The sequence below is a fragment of the Lysinibacillus telephonicus genome (assembly GCF_039654155.1).
GTDB lineage: Bacteria > Bacillota > Bacilli > Bacillales_A > Planococcaceae > Ureibacillus > Ureibacillus telephonicus.
This window is the reverse complement of the sequence record NZ_CP155468.1, coordinates 3,721,115-3,741,571: the sequence shown is the minus strand read 5'-3', so window position 1 is coordinate 3,741,571 and position 20,457 is coordinate 3,721,115. Positions and strand designations below refer to the sequence as shown.

Genomic DNA, 20,457 nt, shown 5'->3' with positions numbered 1-20,457 from the left:
CCACCCCAAGTCACTCTACTGTTAAAGTGTCGAATTTTACCAGTGGAGGTTTGAAAGGATGCTAGCAATGTCTGAAATTAATTGTATCAAAACTTTAAGAAATGAAAAAGGATTGTCTATTTCTAAAATTGCAGAAACTATGAATGTAAATTGGCGTACCGCCAAAAAGTATGGTGATGGCAATCAGTTACCTCAAGAAAAAAAGCATATTAAAAAAGGGATGATGTACGAAGAAAAATGGGGAGAAATCGTTATAGACTGGCTTGAAGAAGATCTCAAACTAAAGAAAAAACTACGTCGAACAAATAAAAAAATAGTTGCGGATTTAAAAAGGATGGGGTTTAAAGGATCGTATCGAACGGTCTGTAACTTTATTCAAGAATGGCGTGCGACAGAAGATGATGAAGTAAGTAAAGGGCATGAGCGATTACAACATCCAGAAGGTGAAGCGCAACTAGATTTTGGCGTAATGGAGGCTGTTCAAGACGGAGAGATTGTCGATGTTCATGTTTTAGTTATGACGTTCCCAGCTAGTAATACTGGTTTTGCGATACCGATGCCTGGAGAAAATTTGGAGTGTTTCCTAGGTGGGTTACAAGAGCTGTTTAAGCAAGCTGGTGGAGTGCCAATTAGTATTCGAATTGACAATTTAACACCTGCGGTCAAAAAAGTACGCAAAGGTGATACAGAAGCTGAATTAACAGAAGCATTTCGCCATTTCCAAAACTATTATGGCTTTAAAGTGCAAGTGTGCAATCCATCCAGAGGTAATGAAAAAGGAAATGTGGAAAATAAAGTAGGCTATGTACGATATAACTTCTTTAGCTTACCACCAGTCATAAAAGACTTTGAAGATTTAACGGAACAATTAAAGCAACAACTGAAGGAAGATCGTGACCGACCACATTATGAAAAAGAAGAACTCATTGAGGATTTATGGCAGCAAGAGCAAAAGCAATTAATAAAATTACCAGAAGATCCGTATCCAGTATTTAAGCAGTTTCCGATTAAGTTTAATAAGTATAATGAGTTTAAGTTAGACAAGCATTTTATTCATGTGCCTAGAGCGCGTAACTATGTGCAGTTATATTGCATTACGTATTGGGATTCATTCAAAGTGATTACAAATGAGGGAGAAATTTTATTATCAGATGCAAGACCTTATATGAAGAAACGACGTTTCATTCCATGGAAAGATATTTTAAAAGATTGGTTAAAAAAGCCTCGTGTTATTGGGCATTCACGTTATACCCCTTATTTACCGACTCGTATAAAGGAGTATTTAACAGTTCCATCCTTGGCATTAAGGAAACAGCGTCTAAATGAATTACTCACTCTTTTAGTGACTCATGATATGAAAGAAATTGACCAGAATTTTTATGAACTTATTGGAAAAAATAGCGATGATCAAGAACATCCTTACGGTGTAAAATGGACTGATTATGATGCGCTATCTCCTAAAGGAATGGAGGCTTCAAGTCATGAATAATGCCATTTTACAATTGTGTAAGCAATTGCGGTTAGCTCATATCGCTGAAGCAATACATGATGTTCCATTTACAACACCTGAAGAATATATTTACCAACTTTTATTAAAAGAACAAGATGGTCGGGAACAAGCAAGGATCGCAAGAAACTTAAAGAATGCCCGATTTATCGATACGAAAACATTAGAGGGCTACGAATGGCACAAAGATATTTGTTTACCTAGTCATCTATCGAAAGAAGAACTAGTGCAGCTCGATTTTATTCGAAGAAAAGAGAATGTAATTCTAGTAGGGGCGCCTGGAACTGGTAAAACACATTTAGCTTCAGCACTGGGTAGAAAAGCTTGTGAGCAAGGTTTTGAAGTACGTTTTTATCGAGTTTCGCATTTAGTAGAAGAATTGGAACAGGCTTTACATGTGGGGAAATTAAAGCAATTTCGAAATAAATTAGAGAAAATTGATTTAATGATATTGGATGAAATGGGTTATCTTCCATTTGGTAAAGAAGGAGCGGAGTTACTTTTTCAAATCATTTCTGAATTTTACGAACAGAAGAGTTTGATTATCACGTCAAATTTAGAATTTAGTCAGTGGAATCGTATTTTTTCAGATTCACGTTTAACGGCAGCTCTGGTGGATCGTTTGATTCACCATGCCCATATTATTTCTTATACGGGACAGAGCTTCCGTTTAGCCAATGCGTTGTCGAGAAAACAGTAAAAATATTGGGTGGCAACACTCTGTATTTTTCATTGCAATTCTCTGCATTTTTATCTTGCAAAATACAGGGGGAATACACATTAATGCTTCAACAGGATTTCATGTACATGTTGGAGCGGAAAAGCTGAATGCAAATAATTTGAGAAATCTATGCAACATGATTTACTCCAAACAATATCTATTGGAAAAAGCCTTACTTTATACACCAAGAAAAGAGTACTGCAACAATTTTTCTAAAGGATTTATTGAAGAGTTGAATCAAAAGAAACCGAAAGATTTTGAGGAATTTGCTGAGGTATGGTATGGGATGCCAAACGTATGGAAGAGCGTTACTAATCGTTATCATGATAGCAAATATAAAATAATAAATCTACATCCATTGCTAAGTGGAAGAATGGAAACAGTAGAATTTAGACTTTTTAACGGGGTATTAGATGAAAAAGAACTGAAGGCATATATACAATTCTGTACATTAATAATGGCTCAAACATTAAAGCAAAAGAAAGTATTTTATAAACCTTGTATACCCTTTAACGAAAAATATACATTCAGAATTTGGCTACTTAAGATGGGAGCGATTGGTGATGAATTTAAAGATATGCGTTCTATTTTACTAAGAAATTTAGAAGGAAACATAGCTTGGAAATATGCTCCCAATTTTTTAAAGGAGGAAGTATATATAAATCAAGTACATAGTAATAATGATTCTTATAGTAATGTTGATGAAACAGATGAGTATATTGACATATTTTAATAAGTTTAAATAATTACCGAAAGGAGTCATCGGTTTATGAAAATAAAAAAGATTTTATATGGAGCTTATGGTAACAATATGAACATTGATGAAATGAAAGTCCGATGTAAGAATGCAACAGTTTATGGTCAAGGGTATATAAAGAATTATGAATTAAACTTTAATGAATACGCTACAATCGTTGCCTCTAAGGATAAATTAGTTCCAGTTGTTTTATGGTTAATTTCTGATGAAGATAAAAAGCGTCTAGATGTATATGAAGGGGTAAAACAAGGAATTTATCGTAAAGAAATATTACCAGTTAAGGTTACAAAAATTGTAGAAAATAATAGATTAATTGATATTTCTAATGGAGAAGTTGAAGTAATAGCACTTATTTATATTATGACGGAAAAATATGTTTTAAAGTTTGCAAATAAAGTTCCTAATGAAGAATATTTTAAATCTATATTAGAGGGGTACAGGAAAAATGGAATTGAAACTAGTTCCTTAGGTATTGCTTTACTTGAAATGAAGTTAGAATAATGAAATTAAAAATCAATACGGCAATAGTTTCTTCATATTTATAAAGGAAATTTCAGTTACTTAAATTTTTTAAATTTTTTAGGAAAAAAAATGGACATTTTAATTTGTTTTAAATCATTTGACCAAGTTATCTACATAAATTCCTAGATTTATTAATTACGAATAAGGAGGTTATGTAGATGAAACCTGAACTAATGAAGATAGCATTTATGATTGTACTTGTATACTTCACTTTAGGTTATATAATTGGATACTTTATATTTTAAAACTAGATTAAAGAAGAAAAACGGACCATTGATACTCTACAAATATAAAAGGGATGTATAACGAAATCACTAAGAATTTGTTATCCATTCCTTTTTATCTACTCCAAAGAAAGGATGTATGAATTTGATGTTACAAAGACTTTTTTGGTGAACATGATGTAAATTACACCATAATGAAATATTTGATTCTGCAGTGAAAGTAACATGACACTGCAGTTAGACAAAAAAAAGAGGAAAATGAAAAGTTTTTATGGTCTTTTTAAAAATTTTTGGGGTCTTTTTTAAAATTTAGAGTGTGAATCAATCAAATTCTGCAGTGAGAACTGCAGTTGAACTTATAAATTTGCTAAGGCGTTAATGGGATTATTCCGTAGGTTAATATTAGGCTATATTCCAATAAAAATAAGGTAAAAAAATACATTTTATTAAAAAGCAAACGTACATTCTGTTTTGGGATACATCTTAGTGGTATCATATTAACCTACATATCCTAATTAAACCTTAAGCCTATTTATAAGGTGGTTATTAATATGGAAAAAAAATCAAAGGAAACAGGAAAAACAGTGGGACATATTCCGGTGATTTTAAGAGGAAACCCACAAACCGAAAAAATTTACAAGGAATCGCTAGTTGAATTCACTGCAGAAGATAATGGTATTCCGAGTATGGATTGGCACGTGACTCTATTAAAAAAGAAAGTATTTGATGAAAACTCATCATTTTATGTTAGAGTTGAATCATTAATAAATGAAGGCTTTTCACTTACTTATCCTTTACCTGACTTCTTTATGACAAAAAGAGTTTTAGAAGTACAAGAGAAACTGTTAAAACACGGAGGTATATTGGTTAAAGGGTTTAAAGAAATCCAGGATTACGTAGAAGAGTTGTTACATGAAAAAAAATGGGTGGAAGTAGATTATATCGAAGGTGAAGAAATTTATGATGCTTTAGATGTTCAAGCTCACAAGGCTTATCAGCATTTATATGAATTTATTACGGAAAATAAAAACTTCTTTCCTCTAAGTAGCATTAACAAAAATTTACAAGAGGGAAGAGGAAAAGTATCTGAATATGGGTATATACAAGGGGTATCAAAAGGGGTCAAAGTAGACGATGCTGTAGGATTAAAAAAATACGGACCAGATACATTTGCGGTCATCCCTAATTATTTTAAGGAAATTATCGGAATTGAAGGAAATATGCCTAAAGCATTAGTAGAACGGATGCGTACATTTGGGTATTTGAAATCAACAGAGAGTAAACGAGTCGATGTACTTTATTCGCTTGCAGATAACTCTACGGAGAATCCTAGAAGTTATATTGTGTTAATTAATGAAGACTTACTTAAGTATAGTAAAAAGGAGGTTCGTTAAAATGTGTTCATTAAGAAAAAGCAGTAGCAAGCAACCAAACATGATACCAGAATCCTATATACCTCCTAGTTTAGTAAAGCCATTATATGTGAAAAAATCACTTGTAACTCCAAGCTCAATTGGTAACAATTTAAAATTAGGGACTCCAACTATAGGGGGGAAAAGTAGACTATTGAATATTCTATTAAAAATCATGATGTTCGCAATTCGCAAGTATGACATTACTGGGACGGTTGAAGCATTTGGAGGAGGAAACAAGTTCATTACAAATTTAACCCCAAGACTTGAGTATAAAATTTTCAATGAAATGGATTGGGGGTTTGCAAGCATAGCAGCTTGTACAACAGATGAACAGATGCTAAACCAAATGATTAAACGAGCATTTGAGTTACAATTCTCCATCCAAACAAAAGAAGCATTTAACGAAGCAAAAGAGAAAAGACGTCAAATCGAAACACCGATAGTCGAAGCAGCAGCTTTAACCATTGTAGTTCAAGCGTTTAGTCGAGCAGCAGACCGACAAAATTTTGATAAACAAAAAGTTGAGAATGGAATCTCACTTAGCTATCTTAACAAATATAAACGGATGCATTATATGATGAAGGGTACACAAGTAACAAGCATGGATTATGTCGATGCAATCAAACCTTTCCTTCAATCTGAAAATTTACTATTATATCTTGACCCTCCTTACTACGGAACAAAGTCATATGAAGATGATTTCCCTGATTGGCGACATGGTGAACTTGCAGAATTAGTTCTCCATTCTAAGATGAAAATAATGATTAGCAACTTCGAAAACCCATATTACGAGGATATCCTTGAAAATAACGGTTGGCATAAAATCTTTCTAGGGGAAATCCCTAAATCTAGTGCAGCTAAGGCAGATGAAAAACAGGAAGAATGGCTATGGACAAACTTCACTATACCGAGTTATTTACAACCAAAGAAAAATAGTTAAGAAGTACAACGACAATTAAAAAAAATCCATTCAACCAAACAAATCAAACTAACCATAATTTTAAGAGTAAAAAATATTCATTGAGTGTTTAATCTGACCTACAATATAAACTATTAAAAAAATGTAGTACTCTTTTTCAGAGAGTACTGCATTTTTTTTTAATAGTCTGTATGAGATTTTTCGTATTCAGCACCTATCAGATGATAACTTTTATAGAAGTAGCAAGTAATAATATGATTTTTATGACTAATGAGGAGGGGTAAGAATGAATGCAGATGAATTTATAAAACAAAATTAAAAGATGGTGAAAGACATATAGAGGGTTGGGATAAATATATGTACGGTTTTCAAGAGGAAAGTCCGATATTTCTTAGATGGTAATTAGGTTAAATAGAAAATAAAATTGAGACTGCTTAATAGTAAAGTTAGTAACCATGTTTGAATATATAGTGCAGAATCTCTATGGAGGTACTGCACTATTATTTTCCTCTACACTCTTCGTAACATCTCCATATTAATTTATGAATTAATCTTCTAAACTTCAACTACATAAATTTATAATCTTCATCGATATTAATAGAATTTCAAGAGTTCCTTTCCGACATGTTTTATAGTAAGTAGCACTTAAAATAATGTTCTAATTACGAAGGAGCGTGTTAGAAATGAAAAGCAAATCAACAGGCTTAAAGAGTACAGTATCATGTGCTTTAGCAATGACATTAGTATTGAATTCTCCACTCTCAGAGGTAAGTGCAGAAACTACAGAAGATTTAGAAACACAAGAAATTTCTATGGGGAATTTAGAACAGGAAAGTACTGATTTTATTAAAGAAAGTGAGGATATAGGGGGTAGTGAAGAAGAAGCTGAAACACCTCAAGAAGTTGAAACAGAAGAGGAGAGTTCAGAACATCAAGAAACAACGATATCTGAAGGAACAGAAGAAACATCAGAGCAGGCAGAATTAATGAGTCCCGAAATAGAAACTTTAGAAACTAAATCAACTACAAGTGATTCTATAAATTTCAATGAAATAGTAGAACCTACCACTGAAAATAACGAAAACACGGAAATAGAAGCACCTATAGAAGATGTTAACATAGAAGAAGAAAGTGTTCGAGAGGATGTTATTCAATCTGAAGAACTCTCTAAAGATGGACAAGCCCCAGTAGAGCAAGTTCCAGTAATTGAAACGAACCTTCAAGATGGTATGTCCAAGGATTTACAAGGACAAACAGTAGAAGAAATTGTAGTTGAAGGAAGTAATGTAGTAATATGCAGTTCTAATGGAATAGGGGTAATCGAAACTTTAACAATCAATCCAAACGTAACTTCATTAACTCTTGAAAATGTAAGGGTTGAAGAAGCAATTATCAATGCTGGTAGAGCAAACTCCATTAACTTAGAAAAAGGAGCATCGATTGTAGGAGATACAACAATTAGTGACTCAGAAGATGTAACTTTCCGTTCAAATGATGGAACAGGTACTGTGACGGGTTATATAACCATCAACACTACAAGTAAAGTAACGTTCAAAGATGGTATTACATTCATTCCTTCCAAGGTTACATTTAAAGAAAATGCGACTTTAGAGTTAGCAAGTGGAACTAATATTAGCTTAATAGAATTTGAAAAGCAAAATTTATTAACAAACTCTACAGTTCTTATTGAAGGAAATGAACAATTAATATCTTATTCTCTGATTGAAAGTTCATTGGTGGATGAATATACGGAACCCAATCATATGGTGGCTACAGAATACACAAAAATTACTGTGTCTAATTCGTTACCTACTGATTCTACTACATCAGGTGATTATATTTTCTTAACTAGAAAAACTGATGGTAGTGGGGTAATCATGAAAGATACACCTGAAATTCCAACAACTGTTGAAGAAGTAAAATCATTAATTGAAAGAAAACCTAACACACACACAGGTTGGAGTGCCCAAGTGGAGGTCTGTGTTCGAAATGAAGATAACTCCTATTCATGGGTAGTTAATCCCGACTATGATTACGGAACAAGTGATGGAAATAAAACCGGTTCTTTAGTTGAGTACGCTGACCAATTGAATGAATTGTACGGAGATGAATTAGGTATTGATTTTTCAAACGCTGAAGGGGAACTTTGGGGAGTAGCTTACAAAAGTATTTACAGTAATTTATCAGATACATCACCTTGTGGTGAAACTACATTAGGTAAAGAACGCTTCTTTTATAATAATAATGAAATTGTTATGGAAGGTGCAGTATTAAAAGATTCGGTAATTCTAAAAGAGGGGTATGAATTAACCACAATGGCAAAAATACTCCCTTATGAAGGTGACCCTAATAATGATAATTACGTTGCTTATCCACCAGAAATAATAGGAGTTAATTCTACAACTTGGATACAAGGCAAAGGAAATATAAACTATCATAAAAACGAAATGGCACAAATTACAGCTTTACCACATCCCTCTGCAAATGACTATGAATTTGTAAAATGGGAAATTTACAAAGATAATAACGATGGTGGTAATATACTGGATGTTTTAGAGGAAGAGTTATATACTCCCAATATCTCTTTTCAAATGGATTCTAATAAAGTGGCTAGAGCAATATTCCAAAAACTGGAACCTACAGTTGAACTTACAACTTCCAAATTAGGTAAAGGGGTATTAAATTTTGAAGGTACTAAGGATGTAAAATTAGGTTCTGAAATAGAACTTTCAGCAACACCAGCAGAGGGGTATATTTTCTCGCACTGGAATGTTTATTCCATAGATACTTTAGGAAACAAAAGTTCACCGACTGAATATAAATTACAGAACATTACAATCAACGTGGAGGAAGAGGATATCTTAGCAGAAGCGGTATTTGAGGAAATGTTAGATTTAAACTTAACTGTGATTGGTGATGGCAGTATAGACATAACTCACTATAGTCCTTCATATGAAATGACCGAATATAAAAATCAGCTAACAAAAAATTATAATTTTGAAGGCGGTTCGACAGTAAATTTAAATGCAAATGACTACCTTAATTTTTTATATTGGATTGTTAACGGAGATATTGATTACTCACCATCAACATCTTTAGGGGGTATTGAAGGGTTTACGCAAGACTATACAGTTGAAGCACACTTTAAACAATCAGAATCAGAGCCAGAAATAGAACCTGAACCCGAGTATTACTCACTAACAGTCAACGCACATGGTAATGGTAGTACATTTGTTCTAATCGAAGATACAATGGTGAATTATAATGAATTAGTGGGTACAATTTCTGAAATTACTAAGGGGATGACAGTATCTCTAACTCCAAAACCGAGAGAAGGAAGCAAATTTGTAAAATGGATAGTGGGTGATATGGAATATACAGCTTACAATATTCGTTTACAAATGGATAGCGATAAAATTGTTGAAGTATATTATGAAGATGAACCACTCATTGAACCAAAACCAGAACCAAAACCAGAACCAGAACCAGAACCAAAACCAGAACCACAACCAGAACCACAACCAAAACCAGAACCACAACCAAAACCAGAACCAAAACCAGAACCAAAACCAGAACCAAAACCGGAGCCACAACCAGAGCCAAAACCAGAACCAAAACCAGAACCAAAACCAGAACCACAACCAGAACCACAACCAGAACCACAACCAGAACCAAAACCAGAACCACAACCAGAACCACAACCAGAACCAAAACCAGAGCCAAAACCAGAACCAAAACCAGAGCCAAAACCAGAACCACAACCACAATCAAAACCAGAACCAGAGCCAGAGCCACAACCAGAGCCAAAAGCAGAACCAGAACCAAAACCAGAACCGAAGCCAGAGTCAAAACCAGAACCAAAACCACAGTCAGTAACAAAAGAGGCTCATGATTTCCAAGATAAATCACGAATAGAAACAGAACCCAAACAAACTATTGAAATAGTTACAGAATCTAAAGCATTACAACCAAAAACTACAAAGTCACTTGATAAACTTTTAGTTATTGCAATTGATGGAGAAACAGAACAAGTATTAAAACAAACTGAAATTACTGATGTATCCCTAGGTGAACACATCGAATACGCTCCTTTTATTGAGGGGTATAATTTAGATGATGAATACATGAAAACAGTTACTATCAAACAAAATGGTGAAGAAATAGTAGTGCATTTCAAGTATCAAAAATCCACAGAAGATAATCATATAGAAGAATCAGTAAAAGCAACAATTGAACCAAGTCAAGAAAAAAACGCTCAGAATAAAAATGGTTCTGAAAAAGATATAATCGTAGAAAAGAAATTTCCTTTTATACCAATTGCAGCGTCAATTTCGACTATTTTCTTATTTATAGTAGGGTTCTTTAGAAGAAAGAATGTACAGGTATTGGATGCAGAAGGTAATTTAATTCGAAAGATAAAAGTTAATGCGAAGCCTATAACAACAATCAAGATTACTGGGGTAAGCGAAGAAATGTTCATTCTTAAATTTAAAAATCCGACTAAATTCAGGAACGTAGATTTAGTGATTGAATATAAAGGTAAGAAATATCACATTGAATTAGAAGAAGACTGTATCATATTTCAACCTACAATAGAATAAGTAGTAAAAAAGAAATTCCCTTCTCTAGTAGGGGATTTCTTTTTTGCTATTTCTAAGTAATTCTGTTTTTAAAATAAAAATAAATTTTGCAGTTAGTTTCTATAAGGTGGTGTTTTACTAACCTAATTTAACAAATTTAACTAAAATATATGCATTTTAAGGCATTTGTATCAATAAAAACATAACATTTTTATCTCTAAAGTAAGAGTAATTCTCAATTTAAAGACAATCTGGGTGACAAAATTTATAACAAATGAGGAGGTAGAAAGCATGGAAACAATAACATTTGAAAACAAATTAAGTAATAAAGAACAAATTCAAACTATTAATGATGTAGATAAATCTGACATTGCTAAATCGGAAGAAGAAGTAGATATTCCTTTCACCATATTTAACCTTGGTGAAGAAACTGTAGATTTAGGATTGGGTGTAAATGTTAGAGTTGCTGATTATATTGATAAAGCAAAAAATGAAGTAGTAAATTCTGAGGTACTTTTAGACGAAGAGCCGAAAATCACTAACAATCCAAAAGTAATAAAAGAAACTATAGAAATAAATAAACAAGATTGTTTGAAAGTTGATACGCCTAAAGAAGAATTAAAGGAGGATAAATTTACCCCGGGTTTATATATTAATGATGAAGAAGTACACTTTAATGAAGAAGTAAATACGGAAATGACAAATATTAATGAATATAAAAAGAGAATCCAAGAAATTAATGTATTTGAAAAAGAAATAGTTACCCCTGATATAGAAATAACTATAGAAAAATCGAATTTAGAGTTAGTAGAAGTTCAGAATGAAAACCTTGATTTTAAAAACTTTGAACAACTAGAAAGAGCATATGAAGAAGCTACAGCAATTGTTAAAGAGAAGATAGTTGAAGTAGATAAAATTACATTTGCAGATAGAGTTGGAAAAGTAATTAATTGGTTTTCTCAGAATTTCATAATCTACCCAATAAAAGGGGTATTAAAAATGGCTTACGCACTTATATTTAATGTTTTAAGTTCTTTAGAAAATTTATTAAAGATATTGCTTCTATCTATAGTATTTACGACTGTACTGTATGTATTATTAACATATATTAATCCAGAGTTTTCAGCACAAAAGTCTGCAATCACAACTTGGGATACAATGAAAGAATTAATAATAACAATCATAGGAGATGTAAAAGGATTATTAAACTAAATTTAATAGGAGAATTTATAAACTTTATAGGGGTAACAAAAGACAAGCATCTTTTCGATACTTGTCTTTTTTATACTAAGGATTTGTTTGTTTGAATTTATCATAGTTACGTAAGAACGATACAATGTGCGCTCGTTTTAATGGGTCATTTACTCCAAAATTTTCATACGTTTTGTTATTGGAGTCGTACCCCGTAGAGATTTTTGCATTGTACATAAACGTTACTGCATCACGTTGAGATACTACTTTATGGTTGTAGAAGGTTGCTAGAATTTGAGCTACACGACCACGTGTGATTGTATCGTTTGCTCCAGTGAACGCTCCTACTTTACCTTTCGTCGGTAAATTATAATCTTTTGCTAATTGATACACTACATCCATTGTTGCTCCTTTACTTGCTACATAACTTGGCATCGAATAGCGGAAGAACATAACTAAGAACTGATACTCTGTTAATGGTGCGTTCGGCTTTAATAAGTTTTCATACTTACCCGTTTTTGTGTTCTTGACGTTTTTATAACCTTGAATTAATTTGTTTTCAATCGCCCATAACATGTCATTCGCCCAATATTGGTCTGGTTTGAAGTCAGCGTAGTCTTTACCTGTTACGGTTGGTGCGGTAGGTGTAGTCGGTTTACTCGGTCCGTATACGTCTTCCTCTGTTGGTGGTCCGATTACGTTTCCACTACCCTTATTACCTCCGTTGTTATTGTTAGATGGTGGTGGAGTATTGTTTGAATCTTGGTCTGTGTGTAAACTACCGTCACCTGTGGTGAATGACCATGTTTTGTTTACATCTTTCCCAGTAGACAAATTAGTATATGAGATATTAGCAGTATACTTTGTATTTGTTTTTAGGTAATCCTTTGGGAAGAAATATAAAGTTGCTCCAAAAGTATTTGTCTCTTCAAAAACAGGTACAATGTTTCCTTGGTTGTCCTTTAAAGTGAATTTTATGTTTTTAAAGTTGGAAATGCGAATTTTTCCTTGTTCATCTACTTTTACTTCAGGAGTGTAAGAAATAACGTAACCTGAATAACGTATACCGAATTGTTTTAAAGGGTTAGGCTCCTCATCGCCTAAGAACTTTGTGCCTACATTAATCTGCCCATCATATGGGTACATTGCTTCTTTTGTACCGCTAGAAGATGTTATTTTACCATCACTTTCAGTAGTTATAACTAAACTGCTTCCTGAATACCCTACTCCTATTGTATCTAAATCTTGTTTTAAAAGAATAGTTCTGTGGTAAGGGGCATAAAGTAAACTATCTACACCGATTTTTAATGTTATAGCCGAAGGAGAAATTGCTTCCCCAGTTACACCACTAGGATTGTACCCTACTGCTTTTAATCTATCTGAAGGAGTACTCCCAGTGAAGCCTGAGTGTCCTTTTACTTCATCGTGCCCAAAAGCAGTACCATTTGTTTTTAAATAATTCGCGTGGTTCTGTGCTGCTTCCGATAAGAATGGGTCTAGTGTTAATTGTGATAAACCCATCTCTTTACGGATTGAATTGATGTAGGTTAAAGCTTCTTGTTGGTCTTGGGTGTATGTGAACCCCGATGCTTCTGCTTGTAGTGCTTCAAAACCTTGTGATGGGGAGTACGATGGTGCCGTTACCCCTATTAGCATCGATAGAGCTACCATGACTGCTAAGTGCTTTTTCATAAGTTTATTCCCTCCTGTTATTTAGTTATCTTTGAATATAACCTTTTATCCTGATTTTACTAAAACTTTTCTTCCTTTATCTTTTTATGCCAAATACCCCCTTCTTTACCTGCTTTTTGCATATTCCTCCCTACAAATATGTAATAATTACCAACAATAATACTTTATCATAAAAATTGCGATAGTTTAAAACTAATATAAAAATTAAGAGGTTTATATACAATAGAAGAAACTCAAAATATCCTGATTATTTTTTCATACTAGTCTATAAAACTATAGGTTATGATACTCTCCTTCAATGTGGTATTTGGCGTTTCAAAAAGTCCTTAAAATTTTTTTGTGACGTACCAATAAACTTGTTGACCTTCTGGTTCACTAGAGCTAAAATCACACAAACTATAGAAGGAAGGTTTGAGTAAAATGCCAAAAACGGTATCGTATATTCGTGTTTCAAGTAAAGAACAAAATCTAGCTCGCCAAATCGATGAAATGAAGAAACTGGGCATCGAAGAAAAATACATATATGAAGATAAAGCCAGTGGAAAAGATATGGATAGAATTGGTTACCAGTATATGAAAAAATCATTAGAAAAAAGTGATTTGCTAGTCGTAAAATCAATTGACCGTATTGGTAGAAATAGTAGGGAAATTATGAAGGAGTGGCAAGAAATTACTCATGAACTTGGTGCGGATATCAAAGTAATTGATATGCCATTATTAGATACCACTCAGCATAAAGATTTGTTGGGAACCTTTGTAAGTGATATTGTCCTTCAAATTTTAGCCTTTGTATCGGAAAACGAGAGAATAAATATTCGCAAACGCCAAGCAGAAGGAATTGCAGCAGCTAAGGCAAGGGGTAAGCACTTAGGAAGACCCAGAAAAAAAATCCCCAATGACTTCCCTGTCCTATATTGGAAGTGGAAGAATGGTGAAATCATGGCGGTCGAATTTATGGAAATCGTCAATATGACTAAAGGAACCTTTTACCGAAAAGTAAAGGAATTCGAAGAATCGTTACAAGTTAAGTAACAAGCCCTTTTTAACTGGCAAAAATAATAGTATTACTCGAAGTGTCAATAACTTTTTTCTACATAAGGGGTTTGAGAGAAGTTTTATGTATGTTCCCATAAAAATGATAATTATAGACATGTAAAGCGAGTTAAGTTATATAGATGAACCTAATTTTAAAGAACATTCCACTTCTGAAGATTAAGAATCCAAGGTTTTTTATAAGCATTAATATCAACTGTATCGATGAAAATAACTATTTTGATTACTAATGTTGAAAGGATTTGATTAAATGGAACGATTAGGAGTAGACCTTATTTATATGAGTGAAGAGCTAGAGGAAGAATTATTTAAAAAGTTTCCTTGGTTTGTTACCAATGATGGTGAAATCGTCTTTTGTAATGTAGGAGTTGGTTGGTATTACCTATTAGTAGGTATGCTCACTGAGATTGAAGAGCATTTTAAATTAATGAATAAATCAATTGATAGATTAAGTTTTTCTGAGATTAAAGAAAAACATGGTCTACTTAGAGTTTATACAAATAATTCTATTTCAGGCTTACAACAAATATTGAGGAAATATGAGTTTCTATCTGAGCATGTATGTGAAATTTGTGGTAATAAAGGTGAGTTAAGAGATAGAAGTTGGTCGGTTGTACTTTGTGATAGATGTTTATTAAATGGTTATTAATAAATAAGTAATAGTATGTTTATTGAAAACAGGAAGTACGAGAGGGAAGATAATCATGTTAGGAGAAGAAAATATAAATGAAATAAAAGAACTCCTACTTAAAGTTGTTGATAAACAAGAAGAACTCCTTTTAGTAGCAAATGAAAAATCGAACTATCGTCACGAAACAAATTTAACCTATATAAAGAACTGCATCAGTAAAATACAAACTGAGGAAGAGTTAAAGGCATATGTAAACAGTCATCAATATAAGATAATTTCTGAACAAGTTAAATTGTGCGGTAATGTTTGCTGTAAATATGTATACCCTTATCCATCGTTTACTAGAGAATATGCTTGTAACCTTTGTCCATTTTTAAAATTTGAGGAAATGTATTTATAATTTAGAGGGGGTACAATACATGAATATATCACCTATACAAAAACCAGATAAACTATTAGTAGGAATAGTCTTTAACAAAGGAACTGGTTGTCATGTACAAACGCTAATCGGTAATTATAGTGAATTTCTTACGGTAATTGACTTATTAGATAAGAAACAAGCTTATCAGGTGGTTATAGAAACGGAAAATTATCTAATGGTTTGCCTAAATAATTGTGTAAAGACCCAACAAGAATTTAATAAAGTATTCGACAAATATTTCTTATCTAGTGGTTACAAAATAGATTTAAATAAAACCTTTAAGACAATAGATATCTTTCTCAATGGATACACCTTTACAGGTATTACATATGAAATACCTAGTAAACAAGAGTTCAGCAGAATTAAACGTGAAGCCATAAAAATAAAATATAAACTACAATCTTATTACAAGGGGTATAGAAATAAAGTTACTAATATTTCTCTTCCACTCATGAACCCAGTTTTAGAAGTGGGTGAATATTTAAAATTTGTTTATAATAATGAACGATTCAGTCGTTTTGTAAATAATTAATGCAAAAAGAATGGTGATGTCTTGAGTCACCGTTCTTTTTTATTTTCTCATACTTATAAATACTTCAAGCTGATATTAGAGGGAAAATTCCCCTTTTGTCGAAATACATTAAAGTACGTAAAGAACAATAGTACATTAAATTATAGTGGTGGGTTCGATCAAAAATGATCAAACTTAAATAAAAAGAACAGTTAGTAAGGACTTCTAAATATACTGATTTCTAAATTATAAAAGAGGGGTATATCTATGAGTAATTAAATTAAGATGGTGGATAACGATTTGGACTTTATATTAAAGTCGTTAAAAACAATTGAAAAGTCGGATGAAGAATTAAAATACTCATTAATAAATCTACATGCAGGTATTCAATTACTTTTAAAGAAGCTACTTTACTATAGAAGTATCATATTTTAGTTTTTTCTTGAATTAAGAAAAAATGTAATTATATCCTATATTTAGATATAATTAATTTAAGAAAATGTTTAGAGGTGAAGAAATATTTTGGAACGTAATCTGACCTTATTAAAGGCTGACTATAAAGAGGATAAAATAGTACCGTTTATCGGAGCAGGATTGTCAAAACCCTTTGGAGTTCCTACGTGGAAAGAATTAATAGAACACATTGCAGATGTGTATTCCACAGGAAGCCTCCTAGTTTTAAAACAAACAGTTAATTTGTATTTAGAAAGATTTGATTACTGGGGTGCGATTAAGCTTTTAAAAGATTTGACACCTATTGTAGATCAAGATATACAAAAAGAAATTGTAAGGCTGATGAGAGAAAAGCCTATAGAGTTAGAAGATGATAGTTTGCATAATTATTCTGACCTTTGTAGACTAAACTTTAATTTATATTTAACAACGAATTACGAACACTTATTATCTAAGTATCTAGAAAGTGATTATGTTCCAATTGAATTACAAAGTACTAATTTTAGTACTCAAGATTTATTTAATGAAAAAAGAATTTGTCATCTTCATGGACATATATCAAATCCGGGGAATATTGTTATTAGTCAAGAAAGTTACGAAAGGTTATATAATGATAAAAAATATGATAACTTACTAAAATTAGTAACGGGAACAAAGAAACTCCTGTTTTTAGGATTTTCGTTTGATGACCAATTTATTCGAACATTAATCCAAAATCACAAAGAATATTTTAATGGAAATCACTATATTCTTGTTAATAATCCAACACCGGAAAAAATGAAGGAATTTCGAGAAGATTATGGGCTTATTACAATCGGATATAATGCTGAAAGTTCTTCCCATGAAGAAGAAATTAGAAAAATTTTAAGTTTCTTGGAAGAGGATGAAGAAAATCTATCTGCAACTGAAATGACAGCAGCAACTAGTTTAGGAGAAACGATAATTCTAGGAGCTACCATAATGGACACTGATCGAAATTTGCAAGGTAATTTATTTTATAAAAAATTAGTTTTGGAAAACATTGAACCTACACTAATTGAACTAAGTTCATTATTTTATGTTGCAGCGGAAATATACATTCGAGATTTGAAAAAGAGTGGAATGAATATTGAGGTTATTAATGCAATACTATTTAACGTATTAATGGAGTATCAAGAAGAATATGCTAATACGTATAAGAAATATGGTAATAGTCAACAGTTTTTAGAAGTCGTTCATTCGAGTTTGGAAAATATAGATTTTGGTAGATTAAAAGCTGCATTTAAGGAACACAATAAATCAAATGAAAAAGAAAATAAGGGTTTTATACACATTTTAGCAGATGATAGTACGAAAAAAATTTGGTGGGGGGAGAAGAGATTATGAATTCTGAAATAGAAATTAGAAAATCGCTAGTACCACCATCTATTGAACTTTTATTTAATAATGAACAACTTGAACTAATTAAAACCCTTTGTTTACTTTACGCTTTTTATTTGAAAAGTAATAGAAAGTTCAATAAAATATCTGACATTGTATTTTACTATAGCCTTATTAATTTTGATTTAATTAGAATATTTGATGGTAATAAAAATAATACGATAAAGTTGGAGAGAAACTTACCTTTTAGGTTTCAGACAAAAATTAATAATATATTGTTAGAATTATCAAATTTAAATTATGTAGTAGTGAAAGGTGAGCTATCTTACAAAATTAATGAAATTAGTGTAAAACTTACTTCAGAGGGGATCGATTTTGTTAATGAAATCAACATACCATTTATAACGGAATTAATAGAAAAATATAGTTTTGCTATTAATAACATTGAGAGTACCTCTGCAAACAAAAACACCATTGTAGGAGGGGTATTATGAGTCAAATGATAATACAAAAACTTATTATTTTAGGTCCAAGATATAAAAGAACATTAGAATTTGATACGGGCTTAAATATAATTAGAGGGGATAGAACTTCTGGTAAGTCCTTAGTTTTAAATTTAATAGATTATTGCTTAGGGAAAAGCTCGAAAATTAATTTAGAAGTTCAAAAAGAATTAAATAAACATTGTGACCGGGTATTTATTGAAATAAAAATTGATAATGAAATACTTACTCTATTTAGATTGTTAAAAGAAAAACAAACAAAAATAGGGATTTACTTTTGTTCATTTAGTGAAATAAATGATTATATACCTAAAAGAGTAGAAATCAAAGAAGCTATGCAGCTAGTAATGCGAAAGCTGAATATAAATGAATATAAACGTTCCAAATATAAAGCGCATAGTAATGAACAAGAAATAGAGACTATTTCGTTTAGAGATATTTTCAGATATGTATATATAAAACAACATGCATTAGGTACTGATGACTTTTTAGAAAACAAATCGGTTTTTATAAAAAACAAGAACCCCTATGCATTTGAAATGATTTTTAACTTAACTGAGCCTGATAAGAATCAAATACAAGAAGAAATAGTAAATATAAAAAACAAAATTATTAACCTAAATAAAGATATAGAAGGGTACACCACTTATTTAAGAGTTAAAGAAGCAGAAGATTTTAGTGAATTAACTTCAAAAGCGAATAAAATTAATGAGAAGATAGATGAACAAGTTGCTACAAAAGAATCAATTATTCGGCAAAATGGAAGTAATACAATTAGTGAAAATAATATGTACATAAAACTGAAAAATAGATTACTGAAAATCACTAATGAATTGAATGAAATGCAAAATTTAAGAGGTAATTTGCAAACATCTTTAGCTTCTAAGAACTTATTAATAGAAGAATATGAAAAAGAAAAATCTGAAATTGATACAACGCTTGAAATAAACTATAAATTAGTTGTACCAGAGCAAAATATTGAATGTCCTCTTTGTCATTCAACAGTTAAAAGTCATATTCATAATATTAATAGACCGGATAATATATTAAGTAAGATTCAAAAAGAAATTGAAAGTAAAATCAAATTAGTTAAAAGTATTATTGAAAAAGAGGAGAATAAAATTATTGAATTAGATGATTCAATATCAAGACTTCTCAAAGAACAATTTATACTGGAAACCGCTATTCAAGAATTTGCAAAAGAGACTTCTGTGCCTTTTCTTTCTACAATTGATAGTATTAATAGCTTTATAAATAATTACAACAAAGAAAAAGAAATTATTAATGAGTGTATTAGAATACATCATAAAATTGATGAAACAAAGATTTTAATTACCGACTTAGATAGAGAGAAAGTAAGGTTAGAAAAAGAGTTAGAAAAATTAAAGATTAGTGAAGATAATAAAAAACAAATATTCAAGTTTTTAAATGATGAATATAAAAATTATATGAGAAGACTCAAATATAGTGTTGGTGAAGACACTTATATTAATTATGATAAATACATCCCATATCATGAAGGAGCCAGTGTTTTCGAGCATGAGAGTGGTGGATTGTTAGAATGTATGCAAATTGCATATTTAGCTTCCATTTTATTAAGTAAAAAAGAAAATTATGCTGTAGGTCATCCAGGGGTATTATTATTAGATACTTTAAGTAAGTATTTAGGAACTATTAAATCCGATACGGGAGAAATCCAAAGTGAAGAAAGAATAAATGACCCAGATGTTTATGAGGAGATTTACAAAATTCTGATTGAGTTAGGGCAAGATTATCAAATAATTGTTGTTGATAACACGCCACCTGAATCAATTTCTTCTTATACAAAATATACCTTCTTCGATTTGAATGGTGAAAAAGGATTAATAAATCTTAGTCTGAATGAAATTGAAGATGTTGAACTATAGTTATATATAACAAAGAAAGAATTGAATGCAATTTTAATAATTCACTTATAATGACATCCACTATTGAAGTGGATGTTTTTTTTTACCAATA

General features: G+C 31.5%; 17 protein-coding genes. 16 read left to right on the top strand and 1 reads right to left on the bottom strand.

Annotation, left to right across the window (positions count from 1 at the left end; genetic code table 11):
* Positions 1-58 precede the first annotated feature (58 nt).
* The 8 genes from istA (at position 59) to MKY04_RS18120 (ending at position 11,857) form a co-directional block, all read left to right on the top strand.
* A complete protein-coding gene (gene istA, locus MKY04_RS18155) occupies positions 59-1,489 on the top strand; it encodes an IS21 family transposase (protein ID WP_346234451.1) in 1,431 nt (476 codons plus the stop codon).
* A complete protein-coding gene (gene istB, locus MKY04_RS18150) occupies positions 1,482-2,207 on the top strand; it encodes an IS21-like element helper ATPase IstB (protein ID WP_036180664.1) in 726 nt (241 codons plus the stop codon). Before istA ends, istB begins: the two co-directional genes overlap by 8 nt.
* On the top strand, positions 2,185-2,961 hold the full coding sequence (locus tag MKY04_RS18145) for an amidoligase family protein (protein ID WP_346234899.1): 777 nt from the start codon (positions 2,185-2,187) through the stop codon (positions 2,959-2,961). The genes istB and MKY04_RS18145 overlap by 23 nt, the downstream gene beginning before the upstream one ends.
* Positions 2,962-2,997: 36 nt before the next feature.
* Complete coding sequence (locus MKY04_RS18140; protein WP_346234898.1) at positions 2,998-3,486, top strand: gamma-glutamylcyclotransferase family protein; 489 nt, start codon at positions 2,998-3,000, stop codon at positions 3,484-3,486.
* Between the two features lie 796 nt (positions 3,487-4,282).
* Positions 4,283-5,125 carry a hypothetical protein gene (locus MKY04_RS18135; protein WP_346234897.1) on the top strand — a complete coding sequence of 281 codons (843 nt, stop codon included), beginning with the start codon at positions 4,283-4,285 and terminating at the stop codon, positions 5,123-5,125.
* 1 nt (position 5,126) lies between these two features.
* Complete coding sequence (locus MKY04_RS18130; RefSeq protein WP_346234896.1) at positions 5,127-6,086, top strand: DNA adenine methylase; 960 nt, start codon at positions 5,127-5,129, stop codon at positions 6,084-6,086.
* Between the two features lie 662 nt (positions 6,087-6,748).
* Positions 6,749-10,666: an InlB B-repeat-containing protein gene (locus MKY04_RS18125; RefSeq protein WP_346234895.1), complete on the top strand. Its 3,918-nt coding sequence runs from the start codon at positions 6,749-6,751 to the stop codon at positions 10,664-10,666.
* Between the two features lie 270 nt (positions 10,667-10,936).
* Positions 10,937-11,857 carry a hypothetical protein gene (locus MKY04_RS18120; RefSeq protein ID WP_346234894.1) on the top strand — a complete coding sequence of 307 codons (921 nt, stop codon included), beginning with the start codon at positions 10,937-10,939 and terminating at the stop codon, positions 11,855-11,857.
* A 75-nt stretch (positions 11,858-11,932) separates the two neighbouring features.
* Here the strand turns inward: MKY04_RS18120 and MKY04_RS18115 are convergent, their stop codons facing one another.
* Positions 11,933-13,528, bottom strand: coding sequence for a CAP domain-containing protein (locus MKY04_RS18115; protein ID WP_346234893.1), 1,596 nt, complete (start codon positions 13,526-13,528; stop codon positions 11,933-11,935).
* 420 nt (positions 13,529-13,948) lie between these two features.
* On the opposite strand from MKY04_RS18115, the gene MKY04_RS18110 reads away from it, so the two are divergent.
* From MKY04_RS18110 to MKY04_RS18075, 8 genes are all read left to right on the top strand, one after another.
* Positions 13,949-14,560: a recombinase family protein gene (locus tag MKY04_RS18110; RefSeq protein WP_346235889.1), complete on the top strand. Its 612-nt coding sequence runs from the start codon at positions 13,949-13,951 to the stop codon at positions 14,558-14,560.
* A 271-nt stretch (positions 14,561-14,831) separates the two neighbouring features.
* The gene (locus MKY04_RS18105) at positions 14,832-15,230 is read left to right on the top strand and encodes a hypothetical protein (RefSeq protein WP_346234892.1); all 399 of its coding nucleotides are present in this window, start codon (positions 14,832-14,834) and stop codon (positions 15,228-15,230) included.
* Between the two features lie 55 nt (positions 15,231-15,285).
* Complete coding sequence (locus tag MKY04_RS18100; RefSeq protein ID WP_346234891.1) at positions 15,286-15,612, top strand: hypothetical protein; 327 nt, start codon at positions 15,286-15,288, stop codon at positions 15,610-15,612.
* A gap of 19 nt (positions 15,613-15,631) precedes the next feature.
* Positions 15,632-16,165 carry a hypothetical protein gene (locus tag MKY04_RS18095; RefSeq protein ID WP_346234890.1) on the top strand — a complete coding sequence of 178 codons (534 nt, stop codon included), beginning with the start codon at positions 15,632-15,634 and terminating at the stop codon, positions 16,163-16,165.
* 279 nt (positions 16,166-16,444) lie between these two features.
* On the top strand, positions 16,445-16,579 hold the full coding sequence (locus tag MKY04_RS18090; protein WP_346234889.1) for a hypothetical protein: 135 nt from the start codon (positions 16,445-16,447) through the stop codon (positions 16,577-16,579).
* Between the two features lie 87 nt (positions 16,580-16,666).
* Positions 16,667-17,962, top strand: coding sequence for an ABC-three component system protein (locus MKY04_RS18085; protein ID WP_346234888.1), 1,296 nt, complete (start codon positions 16,667-16,669; stop codon positions 17,960-17,962).
* Positions 17,959-18,450 carry a hypothetical protein gene (locus MKY04_RS18080; RefSeq protein WP_346234887.1) on the top strand — a complete coding sequence of 164 codons (492 nt, stop codon included), beginning with the start codon at positions 17,959-17,961 and terminating at the stop codon, positions 18,448-18,450. The genes MKY04_RS18085 and MKY04_RS18080 overlap by 4 nt, the downstream gene beginning before the upstream one ends.
* A complete protein-coding gene (locus tag MKY04_RS18075; protein WP_346234886.1) occupies positions 18,447-20,366 on the top strand; it encodes a hypothetical protein in 1,920 nt (639 codons plus the stop codon). The genes MKY04_RS18080 and MKY04_RS18075 overlap by 4 nt, the downstream gene beginning before the upstream one ends.
* Positions 20,367-20,457 lie beyond the last annotated feature (91 nt).

Bases quoted from the DNA above. Each gene is read 5' to 3' on its own strand.
- MKY04_RS18135 (WP_346234897.1), top strand. From the start codon at position 4,283: ATGGAAAAAAAATCAAAGGAAACAGGAAAAACAGTGGGACATATTCCG.
- MKY04_RS18110 (WP_346235889.1), top strand. From the start codon at position 13,949: ATGCCAAAAACGGTATCGTATATTCGTGTTTCAAGTAAAGAACAAAAT.
- istA (WP_346234451.1), top strand. From the start codon at position 59: ATGCTAGCAATGTCTGAAATTAATTGTATCAAAACTTTAAGAAATGAA.
- istB (WP_036180664.1), top strand. From the start codon at position 1,482: ATGAATAATGCCATTTTACAATTGTGTAAGCAATTGCGGTTAGCTCAT.
- MKY04_RS18080 (WP_346234887.1), top strand. From the start codon at position 17,959: ATGAATTCTGAAATAGAAATTAGAAAATCGCTAGTACCACCATCTATT.
- MKY04_RS18105 (WP_346234892.1), top strand. From the start codon at position 14,832: ATGGAACGATTAGGAGTAGACCTTATTTATATGAGTGAAGAGCTAGAG.
- MKY04_RS18140 (WP_346234898.1), top strand. From the start codon at position 2,998: ATGAAAATAAAAAAGATTTTATATGGAGCTTATGGTAACAATATGAAC.
- MKY04_RS18095 (WP_346234890.1), top strand. From the start codon at position 15,632: ATGAATATATCACCTATACAAAAACCAGATAAACTATTAGTAGGAATA.
- MKY04_RS18145 (WP_346234899.1), top strand. From the start codon at position 2,185: ATGCGTTGTCGAGAAAACAGTAAAAATATTGGGTGGCAACACTCTGTA.
- MKY04_RS18115 (WP_346234893.1), bottom strand. From the start codon at position 13,528: ATGAAAAAGCACTTAGCAGTCATGGTAGCTCTATCGATGCTAATAGGG.
- MKY04_RS18125 (WP_346234895.1), top strand. From the start codon at position 6,749: ATGAAAAGCAAATCAACAGGCTTAAAGAGTACAGTATCATGTGCTTTA.
- MKY04_RS18075 (WP_346234886.1), top strand. From the start codon at position 18,447: ATGAGTCAAATGATAATACAAAAACTTATTATTTTAGGTCCAAGATAT.
- MKY04_RS18120 (WP_346234894.1), top strand. From the start codon at position 10,937: ATGGAAACAATAACATTTGAAAACAAATTAAGTAATAAAGAACAAATT.
- MKY04_RS18130 (WP_346234896.1), top strand. From the start codon at position 5,127: ATGTGTTCATTAAGAAAAAGCAGTAGCAAGCAACCAAACATGATACCA.
- MKY04_RS18100 (WP_346234891.1), top strand. From the start codon at position 15,286: ATGTTAGGAGAAGAAAATATAAATGAAATAAAAGAACTCCTACTTAAA.